The 17,829-nt window shown below is 46.8% G+C and carries 19 protein-coding genes; 9 read left to right on the top strand and 10 right to left on the bottom strand.

Translation table 11 applies throughout. The features are described from left to right. On the bottom strand, window positions 1-206 hold a 206-nt coding region (locus tag QUA50_RS12365; protein WP_333398222.1), incomplete at its 3' end, for a hypothetical protein. 23 nt (window positions 207-229) lie between these two features. Here QUA50_RS12365 and QUA50_RS12360 point away from each other — a divergent pair. Further along, window positions 230-1,492, top strand: a complete 1,263-nt coding sequence (locus QUA50_RS12360) for a SufS family cysteine desulfurase (RefSeq protein ID WP_333264612.1) — start codon at window positions 230-232, stop codon at window positions 1,490-1,492. A gap of 166 nt (window positions 1,493-1,658) precedes the next feature. Here the strand turns inward: QUA50_RS12360 and QUA50_RS12355 are convergent, their stop codons facing one another. Continuing rightward, a complete protein-coding gene (locus QUA50_RS12355; RefSeq protein WP_333264613.1) occupies window positions 1,659-2,483 on the bottom strand; it encodes an SDR family oxidoreductase in 825 nt (274 codons plus the stop codon). Window positions 2,484-2,562: 79 nt separating this feature from the next. Between QUA50_RS12355 and QUA50_RS12350 the strand changes: the two genes are divergently transcribed. Further along, a complete protein-coding gene (locus QUA50_RS12350) occupies window positions 2,563-3,471 on the top strand; it encodes a DUF1232 domain-containing protein (protein ID WP_333264614.1) in 909 nt (302 codons plus the stop codon). A gap of 166 nt (window positions 3,472-3,637) precedes the next feature. On the opposite strand, the gene QUA50_RS12345 is transcribed toward QUA50_RS12350, so the two are convergent. Next, window positions 3,638-3,952 (bottom strand): zinc ribbon domain-containing protein, encoded by a 315-nt coding sequence (locus tag QUA50_RS12345; RefSeq protein ID WP_333264615.1) that lies wholly within the window; start codon window positions 3,950-3,952, stop codon window positions 3,638-3,640. A gap of 154 nt (window positions 3,953-4,106) precedes the next feature. Here QUA50_RS12345 and QUA50_RS12340 point away from each other — a divergent pair, with 154 nt between their 5' ends. Beyond that, complete coding sequence (locus tag QUA50_RS12340; protein WP_333264616.1) at window positions 4,107-4,895, top strand: hypothetical protein; 789 nt, start codon at window positions 4,107-4,109, stop codon at window positions 4,893-4,895. A gap of 479 nt (window positions 4,896-5,374) precedes the next feature. Continuing rightward, window positions 5,375-5,848, top strand: a complete 474-nt coding sequence (locus tag QUA50_RS12335; RefSeq protein ID WP_333122773.1) for a TspO/MBR family protein — start codon at window positions 5,375-5,377, stop codon at window positions 5,846-5,848. 376 nt (window positions 5,849-6,224) lie between these two features. Here the strand turns inward: QUA50_RS12335 and QUA50_RS12330 are convergent, their stop codons facing one another. Both QUA50_RS12330 and hslO read right to left on the bottom strand, forming a co-directional pair. Beyond that, window positions 6,225-8,303, bottom strand: coding sequence for a hypothetical protein (locus QUA50_RS12330; RefSeq protein ID WP_333264617.1), 2,079 nt, complete (start codon window positions 8,301-8,303; stop codon window positions 6,225-6,227). A gap of 246 nt (window positions 8,304-8,549) precedes the next feature. Then, complete coding sequence (hslO, locus tag QUA50_RS12325; protein ID WP_333264618.1) at window positions 8,550-9,449, bottom strand: Hsp33 family molecular chaperone HslO; 900 nt, start codon at window positions 9,447-9,449, stop codon at window positions 8,550-8,552. A 700-nt stretch (window positions 9,450-10,149) separates the two neighbouring features. Between hslO and QUA50_RS12320 the strand changes: the two genes are divergently transcribed. Then, window positions 10,150-10,803, top strand: a complete 654-nt coding sequence (locus tag QUA50_RS12320) for a Crp/Fnr family transcriptional regulator (protein ID WP_333264619.1) — start codon at window positions 10,150-10,152, stop codon at window positions 10,801-10,803. Between the two features lie 431 nt (window positions 10,804-11,234). Here the strand turns inward: QUA50_RS12320 and QUA50_RS12315 are convergent, their stop codons facing one another. Beyond that, a complete protein-coding gene (locus QUA50_RS12315; protein ID WP_333264620.1) occupies window positions 11,235-12,446 on the bottom strand; it encodes an FtsW/RodA/SpoVE family cell cycle protein in 1,212 nt (403 codons plus the stop codon). Window positions 12,447-12,482: 36 nt separating this feature from the next. Between QUA50_RS12315 and QUA50_RS12310 the strand changes: the two genes are divergently transcribed. Further along, complete coding sequence (locus tag QUA50_RS12310; protein WP_333176798.1) at window positions 12,483-12,905, top strand: EamA family transporter; 423 nt, start codon at window positions 12,483-12,485, stop codon at window positions 12,903-12,905. A 117-nt stretch (window positions 12,906-13,022) separates the two neighbouring features. Here QUA50_RS12310 and QUA50_RS12305 read toward each other — a convergent pair whose 3' ends face one another. From QUA50_RS12305 to apcA, 3 genes are all read right to left on the bottom strand, one after another. Next, window positions 13,023-13,226, bottom strand: a complete 204-nt coding sequence (locus QUA50_RS12305) for a phycobilisome linker polypeptide (protein WP_006634929.1) — start codon at window positions 13,224-13,226, stop codon at window positions 13,023-13,025. Between the two features lie 333 nt (window positions 13,227-13,559). Further along, entirely contained in the window at window positions 13,560-14,045 is a 486-nt protein-coding gene (apcB, locus tag QUA50_RS12300) for an allophycocyanin subunit beta (RefSeq protein WP_015176902.1), read from the bottom strand. 177 nt (window positions 14,046-14,222) lie between these two features. Then, window positions 14,223-14,708: an allophycocyanin subunit alpha gene (apcA, locus tag QUA50_RS12295; protein WP_333264621.1), complete on the bottom strand. Its 486-nt coding sequence runs from the start codon at window positions 14,706-14,708 to the stop codon at window positions 14,223-14,225. A gap of 536 nt (window positions 14,709-15,244) precedes the next feature. On the opposite strand from apcA, the gene QUA50_RS12290 reads away from it, so the two are divergent. The 3 genes from QUA50_RS12290 to QUA50_RS12280 all read left to right on the top strand — a co-directional run bounded on the left by QUA50_RS12290 (window position 15,245) and on the right by QUA50_RS12280 (window position 16,971). Then, complete coding sequence (locus QUA50_RS12290) at window positions 15,245-15,373, top strand: hypothetical protein (protein ID WP_333299468.1); 129 nt, start codon at window positions 15,245-15,247, stop codon at window positions 15,371-15,373. Between the two features lie 230 nt (window positions 15,374-15,603). Beyond that, on the top strand, window positions 15,604-15,738 hold the full coding sequence (locus QUA50_RS12285) for a hypothetical protein (RefSeq protein ID WP_333298701.1): 135 nt from the start codon (window positions 15,604-15,606) through the stop codon (window positions 15,736-15,738). Window positions 15,739-15,768: 30 nt separating this feature from the next. After that, on the top strand, window positions 15,769-16,971 hold the full coding sequence (locus QUA50_RS12280; RefSeq protein WP_333264622.1) for an FHA domain-containing protein: 1,203 nt from the start codon (window positions 15,769-15,771) through the stop codon (window positions 16,969-16,971). A gap of 194 nt (window positions 16,972-17,165) precedes the next feature. Here QUA50_RS12280 and QUA50_RS12275 read toward each other — a convergent pair whose 3' ends face one another. Then, a complete protein-coding gene (locus tag QUA50_RS12275) occupies window positions 17,166-17,750 on the bottom strand; it encodes an endonuclease dU (protein WP_333264623.1) in 585 nt (194 codons plus the stop codon). Window positions 17,751-17,829: the final 79 nt, after the last annotated feature.

Genomic DNA, 17,829 nt, shown 5'->3' with positions numbered 1-17,829 from the left:
GTTCTTGTGGGGTGGGCTTCTAGCCCGCCCAGAATCAGCAACAGGCTAGAAGCCTGTTCCACAAACATCAATGTTCTTGTGGGGTGGGCTTCTAGCCCGCCCAGAATCAGCAACAGGCTAGAAGCCTGTTCCACAAACATCAATGTTCTGGTGGGGTGGGCTTCTAGCCCGCCCAGAATTAGCAACAGGCTAGAAGCCTGTTCCACAACAATACTAACTTCTGAAATTTATGACACTTATTCAAGAAAAAACACTTGCATCAAAAGTTCGCGGCGACTTCCCAATATTGAATGAGAAAGTTAACGGTAAACCGCTAATTTATTTAGACAATGCAGCTACTTCTCAAAAACCCCTAGCTGTGCTCAACGCTTGGCGCGATTACTACGAACAATACAATGCAAACGTACACCGCGGCGCTCACACTCTCAGCGCCAAAGCGACTGATGCTTACGAATCTGCTAGAGATAAAGTTGCTGCGTTTGTAAATGCGGCGTCGCGGCAAGAAATTGTTTACACTCGCAACGCCACCGAAGCGATTAATTTGGTTGCTTATTCTTGGGGCTTGAGCAATCTGCAAGCCGGAGATGAAATTATCCTGTCGGTAATGGAACACCACAGCAATCTCGTTCCCTGGCAAATGATTGCTCAAAGAACCGGGGCCGTGCTGAAGTTTGTCGAGTTAACGGAAACTAACGAGTTTGATTTGGAACAGTTTAAAACGCTGATTTCCCATAAAACTAAGTTGGTGTCAACCGTTCACGTTTCTAATACTTTAGGCTGCATCAGTCCCGTCAAAGAAATCTGCGAAATTGCCCACAATTTCGGCGCGAAAGTTTTAATTGATGCTTGCCAAAGCGTGCCTCACATGATGGTAGACGTGCAAGCAATAGATTGCGATTGGCTGGTTGCTTCCGGTCACAAAATGTGCGCTCCGACTGGTATCGGTTTTCTGTACGGTAAACTGGACTTGCTGAGAGAAATGCCTCCGTTTTTCGGCGGCGGCGAGATGATTGCTGACGTGTTTCTCGATTATTCCACCTATGCCGATTTGCCGCACAAATTTGAGGCGGGGACGCCTGCAATCGGCGAGGCGATCGCCCTTGGTGCAGCAATCGATTATCTTAGTAACATTGGCATGGATAAGATTCACGCTTGCGAAGCAGAATTGAATGCTTATATGTTCCAACAATTGCGGCAAATTCCAGAAATCAAAATTTACGGACCACAGCCAGACAGCAACGGCGAAGGTAGGGCTGCTTTGGCGGCATTTACAGCCGGAGAAATTCACCCTCAAGACTTGTCTACCATGTTAGATCAGGAGGGAGTCGCGATTCGTTCCGGGCATCACTGCACGCAAGCTTTGCACCGCTATTTGAACATTTCATCTACTGCCAGAGCGAGTTTGTATTTTTACAATACTCGCGAGGAGATTGATGTGTTTGTGAAAGCTTTGAAAGAGACGATCGACTTTTTTGCAGGGATTATGGGATAAGTTAATTAGTGATTGAAGTGGCTTTTGTGAACCGCAGATGTAGGCAGGTGAACACGGATGAACGCAGATGAATAAAAAACCTAAATCTATCAATATCGCTCTTTCTTCATCCGCGTTCATCAGCGTCTATCCGCCTACATCTGCGGTAAAAAAAAGATTAGCCCAACTAAAATTCCCTAATCTCAGGATGAACAAACTGATAACCAGCCGCCTTAATCTTTTGATTCGACACCCTCGCATTATAAGGCCGCACGCTAGGACTTCCATCCCAAGAAACTTGAGGCAGATTGTGAGTTTCAAAAATGCGATCGAGCAATTCACCACTGGATAGCGACACATCCCCCACTAAATTGTAAATTCCCTGCAATCGATTTTCCAAAGCAAAGGTTAACCCCCCAACAATATCATCTCGATGCACCCAATTAGTAGCATCTTCCCCCCTACCGGGACGAGTGCTCCCAGCCCAGCCTCCAAAGATTTTAACTAATTCTCGCCCCGGCCCATAAATTCCTCCCAAACGGAGAATGCAGACTTGAAGATTGGGACTAGATGCTGCTAATAAAATCCGTTCGGTTTCGGCGAGAATTTCACCGTTGGGATTAGCCGGCGCGACGGGTGATTCTTCATTTACCAACTCACCTTGGCGATCGCCATACACAGAATAAGTACCCGTATAAATAACCTGCTTTACTGTCGGTATTTGCTGTAAAACCGATACTAAAGTTGTCGCAGTATCTAAATAACTTTCCCGATAAGTATGAGGATTTCGGGCACCGACGCACAGCATAACAGCATCTTGTTCTTGCAGTACAGCCGTCATTGCATCTTTGTCATTTCCTTTGAGCACGGCTACCCGCTGCGCGACACCTTCCAATTCAACTACTCGGCTCGCCGTCGTAGTTGTCGCCGTCACGATACAATCAGATTGGCCGCGTAAATGTTTGGCTGTCGCAGTACCCACATAACCGCAGCCGACGATCGCAACTTTCATAAAAAATTCTCCATTGTGTCATCCTCTCTAAAATTATTGCCGGTTTCTGAAATCATGGCGCGCTGAGTTTTGTGGTAATATGCAAAGCATCGTTATCAATCCCAGTAGCATCGTGTCCGAGAGAGATATTTTTGCCACTTCCTCAGAAAGCGAACTTTTAGCTTTTTATGGTTCTTTGTTTGCGATCGCAGCCGCCGATGGTTCCGTTGATATTGACGAACTAGATTTGTTGTTTAAAACCATAAATTTAGACAAATTTTCTGACTCTGCAAAAACTCAAATCCAATCCTACACAGCCAGTCCCCCATCACTGGGCGACTGTTTGCAACCACTCAGCGAGTCAGAAGAACCGCTGCGTTTGGGAGTCATGTATTTTTTAATTAACATTGCTGGCGTAAATAAGACGCTGCATCCTGCAGAAAGCGAGGCTATCCAATCCGCAAAAAAAATGCTGGCGGTTTCCGACTTGCAAATCCAAGCCATGCAGGAATTCATCGCAGACATGAAACAAATACGGGAGGCTACGCCCAATAAAAATCTGGTTTCAGCATCTTTCAATTCTGCTGTTTCTCAGCTTAAAAGTAATGGCATCCCTCTCGATTTAATTGACCGGAAAGGAACTACAACACACCTCAGCCACCCCAAAATCAACTATTCAGATGAAAGTTTTTGGGTTAAGCTTAAAAACTTTGCTTTAACCGCAGGAAGAGATGTAGTTGAAAAAGCTTTAATTTTCTACTATGCGGCTCTGAACCCAAACGTGCCTGCTTGGGCAAAAGGAGTTATAGTTGCAGCTTTGACCTATTTTATATCTCCTGTTGATGCCATTCCCGATATATTAGCAGGTATCGGATTTACCGACGATTTGGGAGTATTGCTGGCGGCAATAGCTACTGTTTCAGTATACATTAATGCTGATACTAAAGAACAAGCCAAAGAAAAAATGAATGATTGGTTTGGTAAGGATCGCGAATTAAATAACTTATAATTTTAATTGTTATTGTGGGATGGGCCTAAGAGCCCGTCATGAGTGGACGGGCTCTTAGGCCCATCCCACAAACTTGTGGAAGTTATTTAATTGTCATTCCTAAATAATATTAGTAGTCATTAGTCAGTAGTCATTAGGAATAATTACCAATTACCAATTACCGAGTTCAGTCTTTAATCGGCTTACCATCTCGATTGACAATACGGCTTTCACCATCCTTAGCCGTGACATTTTCGTAAACCCCTTCATCCCGCTTCACGTACTTGCTAAAACCAGAACTTTTATAATCGGTGTCGGATGTAGGCTTCATCAACCTCGGAGCGCTCAGCAGTCGGCGTACCGGCGCATCTGCGGGAGTCTCCCCGGGTTCGCACTTGGCCAACTCGCACAGTTGGCCCCAAGTCGAAACTTCCAGGTTCATGCTGTGCCAAACTTCTAACTGCTGGTTGTTTTCGGGACACAAATAATCGTATACAGGCATACTAAGAATCTCGTTTGCAACTACTAAAATTACTAATTGCACGGTTATTGAGAATATTATAGCTCAACATTACTAATAATTCAACCCTAAGAATTAAACTTTACTATTTTTAACGGTTGTTGAAACCTTAAATCCGCTATATTATTAACCCTGTGTGCTTGCTCCTGGATGCGATCGAGACAAAGCCCAAAAGTACGCTACCCTGAAATCCTCTGACTCGATCGCACGATCGACGGCTAGCAAATGCCCGCAAGACTTCCGTGAATGCCGTCAAAGGATCGATCGTCATTTTCAAACTGTACGCAAATCACAGATTCTAAGTTTCAATTTTATTTATTTACTCACCAGCGAGGATTTACCGATGAGCGATTTCAAAGTTACGCCAGAAGTAGAGCTGAACACAGCTCAAATGTTGGAGCGATACCAACTGCAAGATGAGACAACTCTGCGGCGTTGGGCAAAACTGCACGGCATCAACAGCACTCGCGGTTTCTTCTATCCGAGTGAAGTAGATTTGATGGATCACGCTCACCACCATCTCTACAATTTGGGAATGAGCATTGCGGATTACCAAAGCCTTTTAGACCGGCGCCGCACCCATTCCCAGACACCGGGCGACCAAAATAAAACAGTAGCAAGTCAAGTTGCTGACGAAGCATACGATGCCATAGAAACGCTAAAAGATCAGTATGCTGAAGCTATTGATTTAATGGGAGAACGTATAGCAGACCATTTCATAGATGAACTCGATTTATCTGTGATGAGGCATCTTTCTAAAAAAGTGCAAGACCGCCGCACTCTCAACGGTCAAACCAAAAAGCCTAACCGTTTTCTCCAAGTGATTAAAGCCGTGCTGCAACCGAGCAGCGAAAATACGCTTTTGGTTCCCAAAAAAGATGACGACTCTAGTTTAGAATTAGAACAGCATCACCGACTAGGCTAGCCGCAGATATTCTTGAAAGACTAATAGACTTTTTGTCAAATTTACTGGTCAAATTTACTGGTCAAATTTACTGAAAAGCCCACCTGAACCCTCCCCTTGTCAAGGGGAGGGAGCAAGAGTCAATCGATTGCGCGATTTTAGATTTTAGATTTTAGATTTTAGAATTGAGGCATTGACCCCACCGATAAATTGGGGGGCAAGTTTCATCTGATACAGGTTCTTTATTTCTGGGTACTGAGTCTCCGAAAAAATGAATCCGGGGGGTTTGCTCCTGGATGCTTTCGGTCACATTTTTTATATTATTAAGGGGAATTGAAGAGAATAAATAGAGGTTTTCCTGAAGCCTAAATAACTTTTGAACTGATGTTGGTTTCGCGAATCAGCCCAACCTAATATAACTGAGGACAGATGGCGCGATCGCCAAAATTAGAGATAATGTCTGCAGAATTGAACCTGTCAAACTTGCCCAAGGTAAAAAAATGATTAAATCCTGGATGGTAATTGGAGGCGTCGCCTTAATAGTAGCACTAGCAGCTAACTTCATCCCGCCCAGCGACATCCAGTGGTTCAACCGCTTGCAGCGTCCGAGATGGCTAGTATTTGAAAAAGCAATTCCCCTAATTTGGACAGTAATTTTTATTTGTGCAGCTTGGTCAGCAGTGATTGTTTGGGAAAAAGAACCGGGAACTCAGGAGACTTGGCTGAGAATGGGTTTGTACCTGCTTTTAGAAATAGTAACTATGTCTTATACCTCGGTTATGTGCAAAGTTAGGAGCCTAAAAGTCGGCACAATAATCGGCGGAACGGGCGCTATTTTAAGCGTAATCCTAGCTTTAACTGTGTTGCCAGTTTCCGAGCCTGCCGCCCTGTTATTGCTGCCTTACATACTTTGGAGTCCGATCGGCACTTACACCACTTGGGCAATGATGCACCTCAATCCAGCGGATGTTTGATCGATCTAAAATTACAGGTAATTGGTAATTGATCGTTGGGAAAAAGGTAATTGCTAAGATGTACCTCACCCAATAGAAAACTGCTATAGCAAGCCTCGTATTAATTGTGAACTCTTTGTCTTCCTCTTCTTCCTTCGCGCTCTAGCGCTTACGCGCGGCTTCGCCTAACGGGTCTTCGCGGTTCGTTAAAGAGAGATTCTCTGAGTTTTATCGCGTGGTGGGGGTGGCTTTATTTAATCTCTTGGCAATGTGAGTATGATTTGTAAACCCACCCCTAAAAGTTGATTGAGAATGATGGTTGATTTGAGTTTTAACTCAAATCAACCATCATTCTCAGACTTTAAACCCCCGCCCAATGTCGGGCAAACCAGTTAACCTAACGATTGCCAGAGCTGGTGGGAGGCTCAATTTCCGGCGGTTCGGGAGGGGGAGATTCAGCATCGGGAGATTCAGCATCGGGAGGATTCAGCGACTCCTCCCAAACTTTGATTTGCGATCGAGCTTGCTCAAAAGCCCGAGTCCCCGACGGAATTTTCTTCAAAGTCGCGATCGCCCCCGCCAGATCCGACGACGACTGTTCCACACCAAGCGCCAAAATCCGCTGGCTCCACTCATCAATCGCCTCACTCGCCTGCCACCGGAGCGAACTCGACTCCGGCACCTGAAGGGCCAGCGCAATAGCCGTTTGCAAAGCGTCAGCAGTCCCGGATCGGGCCGTCTGACGGGCGTTCTGCAAATTTTGCTCGCCCTGAAATTGAGCCTCCCAACTCCGAATGTTCGATCGAGCTTCCTCATAAAGCACCCGTCCCGATCGAATCCGGCGCGCCATCTCAATTGCCCCTGCCAAATTGCCGCCCGCCGCTAGCTGCTGAGCTCTATCCAAAAACGGTTGGTCAACAAGCCGCTGTCTCCTCTCGATCCAAGCTTGAATTTTGGCTTGAGCTTCCACGTAAAGCGCCCTACCCCTACCGATCCGAGAAGCTTGAGCAACGGCGGCCTCCAGAGCATTCGGATCGCCCGTACTCGCCAAATCGTTCGCTCTTTGCAAATACGGACTGTCTTCGAGCAGCTCGATTTGACGGCTCAAGCGGCTAATTTGACTGCGAGCTTCCGAAGCGCGGGGATTTGATTCCGGGACTGTTTGCAATTGCCCGATCGCAGCCCTCAAATCATTTACCCCACCAGGCGCCGCCAGCCTGCTTGCCATATCCAAAACTTTCACATCAGCCATTTCTTGCTGCCAGCGGCCGACTAAATCTTGAGCTTGTTTGTATAAAGGGCGGCCGGAGTTCAACTTTTGAGCAATCTCGATCGCCTTGGAGAAACCCTCAACAGATCCAGTCAAAGCCTGAGAAGTAGCATTCGCCAACTCGTTAAAATCTTGTACTTGTTCCCTTAAATTTGCCGACTCTGGAATCTTGTTAGCGATCGCCATCGCCTCCTGCCAATCCCCAGCCTGCAAGCGTTTTTGGGCGATCTCCAGAATTTTCTTGCTAAATTCCGCGATCGCCGCCTTGGCAGCTTGATACAAATAACTGTTTTGACCAATTCCCTGAGCCAGCTTAATCCCCGTCACCAGATTGTCGAGACCTCCCTCGGAGGCTGTATTCCGGGCTTTTAGCAACTTATTGCCCTCCGCCCGAGTCGTCTGAATTAGCTTAGTCAATTCCTCGTACTTAGCCGATTCCCAGAAAGTATTTCCCAAATCCAAAAGCAGAGTAGCTTGGCTGAAAGCCAGCGGCCACTCTTCCTGACGCAAGTGGTCTTCAGCCTTGCGGTAAATTTTCTCTGCATCGCTCCATATCGACTGCCACTTTTCAATCTGCTTTTCCATCTTCGGGTAAGCGGGAACGTTTTTAGGAACCTTACGAGCGAGCGCAATCGCCTCATCCAGCTTTCCTTCTTGGAAACTAGCATTTCCCAGCCTAATAATATCCTCCGACCACCGATCGATTTGAGTGTTAATTCTCGGCCGCAGCGGATGGTTTTGTGGCAAAGCATTCACTAATTCGATCGCCCTGAGCAAATCATCCGCCGTCCGCTTGCTTGCTGCTTCTTGAGCACAAAAAAAGCGATCGTTAGCAGAAGCCGTCGGCCAAAAAATCTTTGAGCAATTCGACTGCGAGGTGAGGTTGAGCAAAGACGCAATTGCCACAAACCCCATACCCACCGATAGCATCAAACTCAGCGCCAGCCAAAACTGCCACTTATTCGACCAGTTTCGCCAAAACAGATTTTGTTCCCCCAGCGGCTGCGAGTTTTCCCCAGACAAATTCGGCGGTAGTTCCAGATGCCCTCCCGGCAGTTTTCCCGAAGTAACCAACTCTCGGAGCTCTTTAAGTCGTTCAGCCCGGTTTTTCCTTGCTGGTAAGCGCACCAGCGACGAAGTATCCTTTGTTGACTCCAAGGATTCTGATGCAGACCAACGGCCTGGTATTTTGCGATCTTGACTCATATCCTCACCACAAACAGCAACCAGCCAGCGTTAGTTATTTAAAAACTGCGAGCGCTGCTATCAACTGCTCTATAAAATGTATTCATCACTTTTACATACTCCCGTCGGCCCCAGACTGCAAGAGCCGATCGCCAAACCGCCAAAATCAAAATTTTGTGATTAGGTAATTGATAATGCGTAATTGGCAATTGGTCAAGGCCGCCATCCCTAACTCGCACTCAATAGAGCCAATTACACATTATCGTCTCAAGAACCGGAGTTCGATCGCAAATCGCCGATCAGTTCCGCAAGTTGGTCGCTATTAGCTTGGTAAACCTCGTTGCAGAAATGGCACGTAGCCTCAGCCCCCCCATCTTTTTCAATCATGTCTTGGAGTTCGGCTTCGCCCAACATTTTCAAAGCTCCCAAAACTCGATCGAACGAACAGCCGCAGTCAAAGCGCACCATCTGAGTTTCCGGGAAAATTTCCAGGCCCATATCTCCCAGTAACTCTTCGAGAATCTGGTGCAGCGTTTTGCCCGATCGCAGAAGCGGTGTAAAGCCCGACAATTGAGCAACTCTAGATTCTAAAGTTTGCACCAATTTTTCGTCCGTTGCCGCCTTCGGCAGAACCTGCAACAGCACACCCCCAGACGCTTCTACCCCGCCCGCCCCCACAAACACCCCCAAAACCAGAGCCGAAGGCGTTTGCTCCGAGGTTGCCAAATAGTGAGTCAGATCGTCGCCAATTTCGCCGGAAACCAATTCCACCGTACTTGAATAAGGGAAGCCGTATCCAACGTCCCGCACCACGTACAAATAACCGTCACCTATTGCCCCGCCGACATCGAGTTTGCCTTTAGCATTGGGCGGCAGTTCCACTCCGGGATTGTCCACATAACCTCGAACCGTTCCATCGAGTCCCGCATCAATCAGAAGCCCGCCCAGCGGCCCATCTCCTTTGATGCGAATGTTGACTCTCGATTCGGGCCGCTTCATGCTGGAGGCGAGTAACAGCCCCGCCGACATCGTGCGGCCGAGGGCGGCTGTAGCCACGTAGGAGAGCTTGTGCCGCTGTCTTGCTTCTTCGGTGAGGCGGGTGGAAATGACGCCTACAGCGCGAATTCCGCCTTCTGCGGCTGTAGCGCGAATTAATTGATCGGCCATGAAAAACCTTACTTTGTCTTTTGATACCTTCTTGAACTATTTTATAAGTTCTTGAAGGTTGTGGCAGCAGAGAGCAGCAGTTGACTCGGCGGGCCTATCCGTGCGATCGAACTTCAGAACTCGCCTCTGTTTTCTGTAAAGCCTGCATTAACCGACTATTTATTAACAAATAGTTTGATTGATTTTTGAACATAAATATTTATTTGAAAAACCCAGAATAACGAGTGTATTTATTTTTCAAAAGCCAGCGTACCCTCTGTCATGTTATACTTTTTATCAAAATTCATACAGCAGTATCTGTAGGGTGCGTCGCCAGCAAAAATCTTAAATAATATCCACAATTTTTGAGCGACGCACCTTACACAACATTTCAGCAAACAAACCCATACTCATTGTTGCAAAACTTTGGATAATTGCTATTATAACAACTCACAATTAATGACTAACAACTATAGTCCTGGACGCATTCGCGCACAAATAAACCGGGTTTTTTAACCGAATTTGAGGGTTTTAAGCCGTGTATTTAAGCTAAAAAACCCGGTTTCTGGCTACCAGTGCGTAAGTCCTCAACTCATGACTAACAGCTAATTACTAAAGCTTATCTTGGCGCTAACCATACGATTACCTAACCTTTACCTTGGCCTGCTAGAGTCAGGGGCGTAGGTTTCAGACAAATGTTTTTTAGCTGGAAATAAAGGATATGCCACCAACATCCAAAGCACTTTTAGCGGAAATCCAGCATAACACAGGAGCGAGTCGAAACTTGCATTTTTATGCCAAGGGCGAAACCATTCCTATGATGTCGCAAGGCCTTTGGCGAGTCTGTCAAGGTCTAGCGCAACTGAGCACGCTTTATCCAAACGGGGAAGAAGGACTTTTGGGTTGGGTTGGGCCTTCGATGTGCTTCGGTTTGTGGTTGACAAGCTTGCAGACTTACCGAGCTACGGCGACATCAGATATTTATTTGATCTGGTATTCTATGGTGGAAATCGAAGCTTCTCCTCAATTAGCTCACGAGTTGCTGCCTCAAATGGTAAGGCGGCTGCGACAAATGGAAGCAATTTTAGCGATCGCCGGACAGCGACGAGTAGATGACCGTTTGTATCAGCTACTGATATTATTGCAACAAGATTTCGGTCAGCCTGTGGTTGAGGGAACTCGTTTGAATATCCGCTTGACACATCAAGATATTGCTAATGCGATTTGCACGACGCGGGTAACAGTAACTCGAATGCTGGGAAAATTGCAGCAGCAGGGGTTAATCAGTCGAGATGGCGATCGGCATTTAATACTTAACAAAGATGTTTTTGCGTCCACGTCGGATTTGTTTGGCTGCAACCCTCAAGCTGTGTAGAACCGACAGCAATTTGCCTTTCCACTTTTTTGCATCTACATAAAGTCTTCCAGTATTAGCTATCAAATCTCTGTGCATGAGAATTGTTTGTTTGGCTCCTCCTCTCCCTATCTACAGCCATACGTTTGCAGTTGGAAAAGATATAATTAAGCGGTGCATCTATTTAGGACTAAACTCAATGGCTAACTCAACTCAAGAAACACCGCAACCCGACAAAAAAGAATTAACTCAGATCGCAGCTAAACCTCAAGAACAACAAGAAGAACCGCCCAATAAAGGTGACGGGCGCAAATAGCCGATCGCCCGGAATGATACCCCACCAAAAGGTAAAGAAACCGGGTTTTTCACCTAGATTTAAGGTTTTAGGCAAATATTTTGGTGAAAAAACCCGGTTTCTAGCGACCCGCGCGTCACAAAAATAACTTGACAAATTATTCGGTTTGTGCAGTGCCGTTGTTCGATCGCAACTTCGGCTTTCCACGGAGGCCGTTTAAAGAAACCACATCAGCCTCAGAACTCTCCCTCGCCACCCGAATCAGCAACCCCGACAACAACAAACTCGCCAACATCGAAGAACCCCCGTAACTAAAAAACGGCAGTGGCAAACCCGTAGTCGGCAAAACCCCCGTCGCCACCCCAATATTCAGCAGCGACTGTCCCACCATCACCACCATCACCCCAATCGCCACCAACTGAGACTCAATATTTCGAGCCTTCATCGCTACCCTCAAAGCCACAGTCGAGTAAGCCGCCAACATCAGCAACAGCGAGAAACCTCCCACCAAGCCAAACTCCTCAGCAAACACAGCAAAAATAAAATCGCTGTACTGAATCGGCAAATAAAATAACTTTTGCTGCGACATCCCCAAACCCACACCCCAAATGCCCCCAGAACCAACAGCCAGCAGACTTTGAATCAACTGATAGCCGTCTTGCATCGGATCGGCCCAAGGATTGAGGAAAGACATAATCCGGCGGCGCTGATATTCCCTCAAACTAATACTTAAAACCGCTAAAAGCATTCCCCCCACAGCCGTTGCGCCCAACTGCAAGTAAGGCAAGCCCGCCGCCAAAGCCACCAACCACAAAGTCATCCCGCACAAAGCCGTGGTGCTCAAATTCGGCTGCAACAAAATTCCCAACAGCATTGCACCGAAAATTAACAGCCAAGTCAAGCGAACTTTATTCGTCAACCGGGGCCAGTTGCCGAAAATGCGGGCGCTTTGGAGAACGAAAAACGGCTTGATCAACTCAGAAGGTTGAATAATCGGCACCGGGCCCAGAGATATCCAGCGAGTCGCCCCGTTGATTGTGGTTCCCACCCCCGGAACCAAGGTCAGCCACAGTAATCCCAGCAGCAATAAAACGCCTAACTGAGATGTTTTCATGATGTAGCGCAGTGGGGAGTACACTATCAAGTTAAAGCCGGCCAGCCCGATCGCCACTGCGATGAGCTGTCGTTTAAAATAATAAAGGCCGTCTCCAAATTCATAATTTGCAATGGGATAGGAAGCCGAAAACAATGCTGTCAGCCCGACAAACAGCCACAGAAAAGTCAGCCACCTCAGCCACCGGGCCTCAGCGGCCCATTGAGACGCGCTGGGGTCAAAAAATGGAATCAAGCGTCGAATGTCATTAGCCATAGGATTTTAGAATGATCTCAATAAACTCTAACAAAGATGGCTAAAGTACCAGATTGGTTAATTTACGCATTAATCTGTTCGCTATTATATGGTTTGTGGGGATTTTTTGGCAATTTAGCGACTAAATATATTGACTACAAAACTGCTTTTGTTTATGAAGCAATTGGCGCTATTTTAACTACTTTATTTATTATTATCCAAACTAATAATTTTAGTTTTGAGGGAGATGTTAGGGGAATTTTGTTTGCCATGTTAGTTGGCGTTTGCGGCACTGTGGCGTCATTAGTATTTTTTATAGCCCTTGGCAAAGGTGAAGTTGCCAATGTCGTGAGTGTTACGTCTATCTATCCGCTCATTACTATATTATTATCGTCTTTATTTTTGAAAGAGGCTATTACATTACCGCAAATGCTTGCTGTTTTGTTAGCCATAATCGCAGTGATACTTTCTGCTTATTGAAATATTTGTCAATCATTAGATTAACAACGCCGGACATTCTTCCTTCTGCTATAACTGTAACAAACAAAAAAGAGGTCATCGCGACCTCTTACCCCTCTACTAATCCAGCTTTGACTCTTAAAGCAGGCCCGTATTAGCTCCAGGCTTACCGGTAGCCAGTTGCACTTTAATAATTCTGCCGCCCATTTTCATAATTCTTTGCTGTTCCCGGAACCAGTTGTCGTAAGGAACGAGCTTAGTAAAATAGGTATTTTGCAATTCGCGCTGAGTGCGGATGCGAGTTTGACTGGGGACGCAAGCAGTCACCTTAAACATTCTCATGGGAAACTAACTCCTGAGTAGGTTTACAGATTATTAGATGGATTTTTTAAAGATTGAAGGCAGGGAGTTAGGAGTCAAAACTAGCTCGTTAAAACTCGTCGGGCTTTCTCGACAAGCCTTTGACGGTCTAGCAATCACTCTCAACTTCCCTGACCTCTTTTCAAAGTCAAAGGTAAAAAGTCCAAAGTTAAAAGTTAAAAGAGGCAAGAAATAAATCTTCTTCCTTCTTCCGACTTCCATCGGACTGAAATCTGTTACATCCGTTACATCCGTTACATCCGTTACAGAATCCGTTGCCGAACTTCCTTCTTCCTTCTTCCTTCTTCCTGAGTCTTAGCTCAAGCCAGAGCAGATGTAGTCGAAATAGACGCCCATTTCTTTACCAGCGTCAGAACCGACCAAACCGGCGGTGACTTCTTTCATTGCTTGGATTGCTTGTACGGTAGAACCGATGGGCACGCCCAAGGAGTTGTAGGTTTCTTTCAAACCGTTGAGCACGCGCTCGTCGAGGATGGAAGGGTCGCCAGCTAGCATGGCGTAGGTGGCGTAGCGGAGGTAGTAGTCCAAGTCGCGGATGCAAGCTGCATAACGACGAGTGGTGTACATATTGCCGCCGGGACGAGTTACATCAGAGTACAACAGAGACTTAGCAACTGCTTCTTTGACGATTGTGGCTGCATTGGCGCTGATGGAGGTAGCTGCACGGACGCGCAGTTCGCCAGAAGCGAAGTAGTTCTTGAGCTTGTCTAGAGCGCTGATGTCGAGGTACTTACCTTGAACGTCAGAGGAATTGATAACGGCGGTAATTGCGTCTTGCATGGTTGTCTTGTTTCCTTGAAAGTGGCTGAGTCAGTCCAATTTTGGAGCTAGAATTTGGAATTTGGGATTTTGGATTTGAGATTTTTAAGTGGCCCTCGATCTGCAAAAGCTTTTAGCTTGTTAGCAGTAAGGCCTTTTTTTTTCAATCTAAAATCGAAAACCTAAAATCGAAATTCCTTACTGCATCGCACCGATAACGTAGTCGAAGTAAGAGGAAGCTTCGGAAGCATCTTCTCCAGACAGCAGCGAACTTGCTGCACTTTTCATAGCGCGAACGCCTTCGGCGACGGCTTCAATCGGGGTGCCGAGAGATTTGTACATTTCGCGGACGCCGACGATACCGATTTCTTCGATCGGAGTAATGTCGCCAGCTACGATTCCGTAGGTGATCAAACGCAGGTAGTAGTCCATGTCGCGCAAGCAAGTTGCGGTCATTTCTTCGCCGTAAGCGTTGCCGCCGGGAGAAACAACATCAGGGCGCTTTTGGAAAAGTTGGTCGCCTGCTTGCTTGACGATGCGTTCGCGGGATTCGCTCAAAATTTGGGCGATGCGGACGCGGCGTTCACCAGAGGTGACAAAGCTCTTGATCCGATCTAATTCACCTGGGCTCAAGTAGCGAGCTTCGGCGTCTGCGTTGACGATTGATTTGGTGACGATACTCATCTTGTGTGTACCCGCTGGATATTTTGCAATTGCGAACTGCTCCGCGCTGAGCGAGCGACGGCGGGCGCTTGCATCCCGTACCTTTCATGCTCAGGCAGGAGCTTTGACAGGGAAAGCCGGACTTTCCACAGCCAGCAACTGTTAAAGTTGTGGGCGGGAAACGACCTTCGATGTTTGACGGCGCTCGTTCTTCACGCCGGTGCGCTTGTGAGTGCCCGCACTAAGCCTGTCGCTTAGAATACCACAAATGACTGATGCGATCTTTAATTTTTGATTTAGATTGCAGCAGGCCACTAAGTGGCGATCGAGTGACTGTCGGGCAGTTAGTAAGAATATTGCTTCTCTGACACAACTACCTCTCGCAAGTATTTTGAGGCATTATGTTCACATTCTGAGTGTTACTGTAATAGTTTGTAACATTCCTTTTCATATTTGGGCCCTCGCTTGGGTCTTCTCCGTTAAAATTTCACAGTTAAAAAATTGCTAAAATTATCTGGCAGCAATGGTTACAGGCGATGGAGCCTTAAGCGGGAATTGTGACGGGCGATCGCGCGGGGTTCAAAGACTTTTCCCTCAGAGGGAGATGGGGGGAGACAGGCGGGAGACAGGCGGGAGACAGGCGGGGAGAGGTGCGATCGTCTCACATCTTGCAGCATTCTCAATAAGTCTAGGACGGGCGGGATCTCTTGCCCAAGGCGTGTCAACTTAAGGTAAAACCGATAGTCCGTCAGGGGTTGAAACCCCTGCCTCAAAGCGAAAGTCCTCGCTCAAGAGGACTAATGAATGATTCAGTCCTCTTGAGCGAGGACTTTCGCTATAAGAGGGGGAATTCATTCCCTGGCGGACTGCCGGGTGAGGGGGAGGACTGGCGGACTAAAAGCTTAATTTGACACCAATGTTTCCTGCCCAACCCGTACTCCCCACAATAAAACTCACTCTTTGTGTTTGTGGAACAGGCATCTTGCCTGTTCTCGATCGCGATGCCAGATATAAAATTATCGGAAATCCTAACTTTCGAGCTTGTAGCTAGATTTGACTCTCACTTTTAATCTGGTGCGCCGTGAAAAGAAATCTATCAGCCCTTAAAAAAGCTTTGCAGTTTGGCATTAGCGGTGCAGTCGGCGGTTTCGCCGGCAATCTAATCACCGAACCTTTCATGCAGGGACTCACTGGTTCGGAATCTTTTTTTGAGAGTGTATTGTCCACAGCTCGCTGGTTTGGGCTGGTAGGCGGTGGCATTGCTACTGCTATTATGTTCGGCTATTATTACTATATCAAAGGCAAGCCTCAAATTAAACAGTCTTTAAAAAATGGCGGATTGTTTGGTTTAATAGCAGGAGCAGTTTCTGGGGCGATCGCCGAAGGTATTTACAGCGGAATTGGCGACGGAAACAACGAATTGTTGCGAGTAATTTGCTGGGGAATAGCTGGTAGTTTGTTAGGACTGGGACTGGCACAGCGGATTCCTAATTTGGGAGCGCTTCGCGGCACGGGAGGCGGCGGTGTTGGAGGAGTTTTGGGCGGCTGTTTGTTTATTCTGTTTGCTTACAATCTATCCGGTACGGCGGGCCGTTTAGCTGGCTGTGCTGCGATCGGTTTTTGGATTGGAATCATGTTGGTTGTAGCTGAAACTTTGTTCAACAAAGCTTGGCTGGTAATTAGTTACGATACCGGAGCAAATCGCACTCTCACTCTGGGTTCGGAACCGATAACTTTTGGCAGTGATGAAAATTTGTCTATTATCTGCATTCCTAATGTTTCGCCCTTGGCTATGCGGTTTGAATTGGAAGCCGGTCAAATTGTTTGCGAGAATCTCGATAGCGGGGCGGTGAGTTATTTGCGATCGGGCGACCAAAAGAGAATCGGCAACTGTACAATTACAGTAGGAAACTCTGACTGGCCCGCTGCAACTTCTGCTCCGGTTCCGCCTAGTATTATATCACAAAAATTCGCAGCAGATTCTTTTACCAGCGGTCAAATTTCCCTGAAATTAGGAAGTCGAGTTATTCCTCTGAGTGCCGGAACTCAACTATTCACCTCTGACATACCGAGTTTAACAGCCGCAGCATCTAACGGGCTTGTAGCTATAGTCACTTCGCGATCGAGAAACGAGCTTTCGTTAGGATTGACCAATTTGTGCGATCGCGCTTGGTGGGCTACAGACATTCAAGGGGATATAAAAATGGTAGAACCTGAAAGTACCTTAACTTTGGCGTTGGGAACTAAAATTGAATTCGGTGAATTAGACGGCGAAATTGTGTAATTAAGCCAGTATCAACTAATATATTGCACAATTGTCAATAAGTCTTTCATGGGCGGACTCTCCGGCCCACCCCACAAGAAAATCTCCTCTTTGTGGAACGGGCATCTTGCCCGTTCTTAACAGGATATCCGGCCCGTCCCACCAGAAAATTTCATCTTTGTGGAACGGGCATCTTGCCCGTTCTTAATAATAATTCAAGCAGAACTGCCGCTAACTCCATTAATTACCGCCGCACCAATCAAATGAGCCAAACGCAAAGCTTCAGGAACCTTACCAGTGTCTGTCAAACGCTGAAGCACCAGCGCAATTACTTCTGGTTTTTCGCCGCAAACTTGAAAAAAGAAAGGTTCAAAAGCGTAAATTTTACCAGCGCGGCGCAACAACTCTAAACGGTATTCCGAGTCGGGTAAATGGCCGAGGGCTTTTTCAACCGCAGCTAAATCTGGTTGGCGGCGCATGACAGCAACGCAAGGAATTTGCAGCCGCGAAGCTAACTCGGGCAGGTCAATAATATTGAAGCCGCCGAAAGCAATTCCGTCTAGCAAAACCAGATGCAATTGCGGCAGAAATTTGCCTCCGAGGAGTAGCCCAGAAATAGCATCCGTGGCATCTAATCCGTCTGGCAGGACTTGTCCCCACACCATTCCTTCAAATCGAGTACCCCCGCAGACTACGCCCGCGATCGACACCAGACTGCCGCTTGTCCGAGAAAACGGAGCGTCGTCAAAGCCAATAACCTTAATTGTGCGATCGAGTCTGAGTAAATCTACCAGTTTCAACTTGGGGAATTCCGTAAGCTAAATTTTTTGACATTAATTTGACTTCTAGATATAGTATCATATACGTTAAAGACCTCAT

This window comes from Microcoleus sp. M2_D5, from assembly GCF_036701935.1.
Classification (GTDB): Bacteria; Cyanobacteriota; Cyanobacteriia; order Cyanobacteriales; family Microcoleaceae; genus Microcoleus.
This window is presented reverse-complemented; position numbering and strand designations above follow the sequence as displayed.

What these genes read in the sequence shown, in the direction of transcription:
- QUA50_RS12310 (WP_333176798.1), top strand. Translation starts at nt 12,483, where the DNA reads ATGGCTAAAGTACCAGATTGGTTAATTTACGCATTAATCTGTTCGCTA.
- QUA50_RS12335 (WP_333122773.1), top strand. Translation starts at nt 5,375, where the DNA reads ATGATTAAATCCTGGATGGTAATTGGAGGCGTCGCCTTAATAGTAGCA.
- apcB (WP_015176902.1), bottom strand. Translation starts at nt 14,045, where the DNA reads ATGCAAGACGCAATTACCGCCGTTATCAATTCCTCTGACGTTCAAGGT.
- QUA50_RS12285 (WP_333298701.1), top strand. Translation starts at nt 15,604, where the DNA reads ATGTTTCCTGCCCAACCCGTACTCCCCACAATAAAACTCACTCTTTGT.
- QUA50_RS12330 (WP_333264617.1), bottom strand. Translation starts at nt 8,303, where the DNA reads ATGAGTCAAGATCGCAAAATACCAGGCCGTTGGTCTGCATCAGAATCC.
- hslO (WP_333264618.1), bottom strand. Translation starts at nt 9,449, where the DNA reads ATGGCCGATCAATTAATTCGCGCTACAGCCGCAGAAGGCGGAATTCGC.
- QUA50_RS12350 (WP_333264614.1), top strand. Translation starts at nt 2,563, where the DNA reads ATGCAAAGCATCGTTATCAATCCCAGTAGCATCGTGTCCGAGAGAGAT.
- QUA50_RS12315 (WP_333264620.1), bottom strand. Translation starts at nt 12,446, where the DNA reads ATGGCTAATGACATTCGACGCTTGATTCCATTTTTTGACCCCAGCGCG.
- QUA50_RS12305 (WP_006634929.1), bottom strand. Translation starts at nt 13,226, where the DNA reads ATGAGAATGTTTAAGGTGACTGCTTGCGTCCCCAGTCAAACTCGCATC.
- QUA50_RS12360 (WP_333264612.1), top strand. Translation starts at nt 230, where the DNA reads ATGACACTTATTCAAGAAAAAACACTTGCATCAAAAGTTCGCGGCGAC.
- apcA (WP_333264621.1), bottom strand. Translation starts at nt 14,708, where the DNA reads ATGAGTATCGTCACCAAATCAATCGTCAACGCAGACGCCGAAGCTCGC.
- QUA50_RS12355 (WP_333264613.1), bottom strand. Translation starts at nt 2,483, where the DNA reads ATGAAAGTTGCGATCGTCGGCTGCGGTTATGTGGGTACTGCGACAGCC.
- QUA50_RS12345 (WP_333264615.1), bottom strand. Translation starts at nt 3,952, where the DNA reads ATGCCTGTATACGATTATTTGTGTCCCGAAAACAACCAGCAGTTAGAA.
- QUA50_RS12320 (WP_333264619.1), top strand. Translation starts at nt 10,150, where the DNA reads ATGCCACCAACATCCAAAGCACTTTTAGCGGAAATCCAGCATAACACA.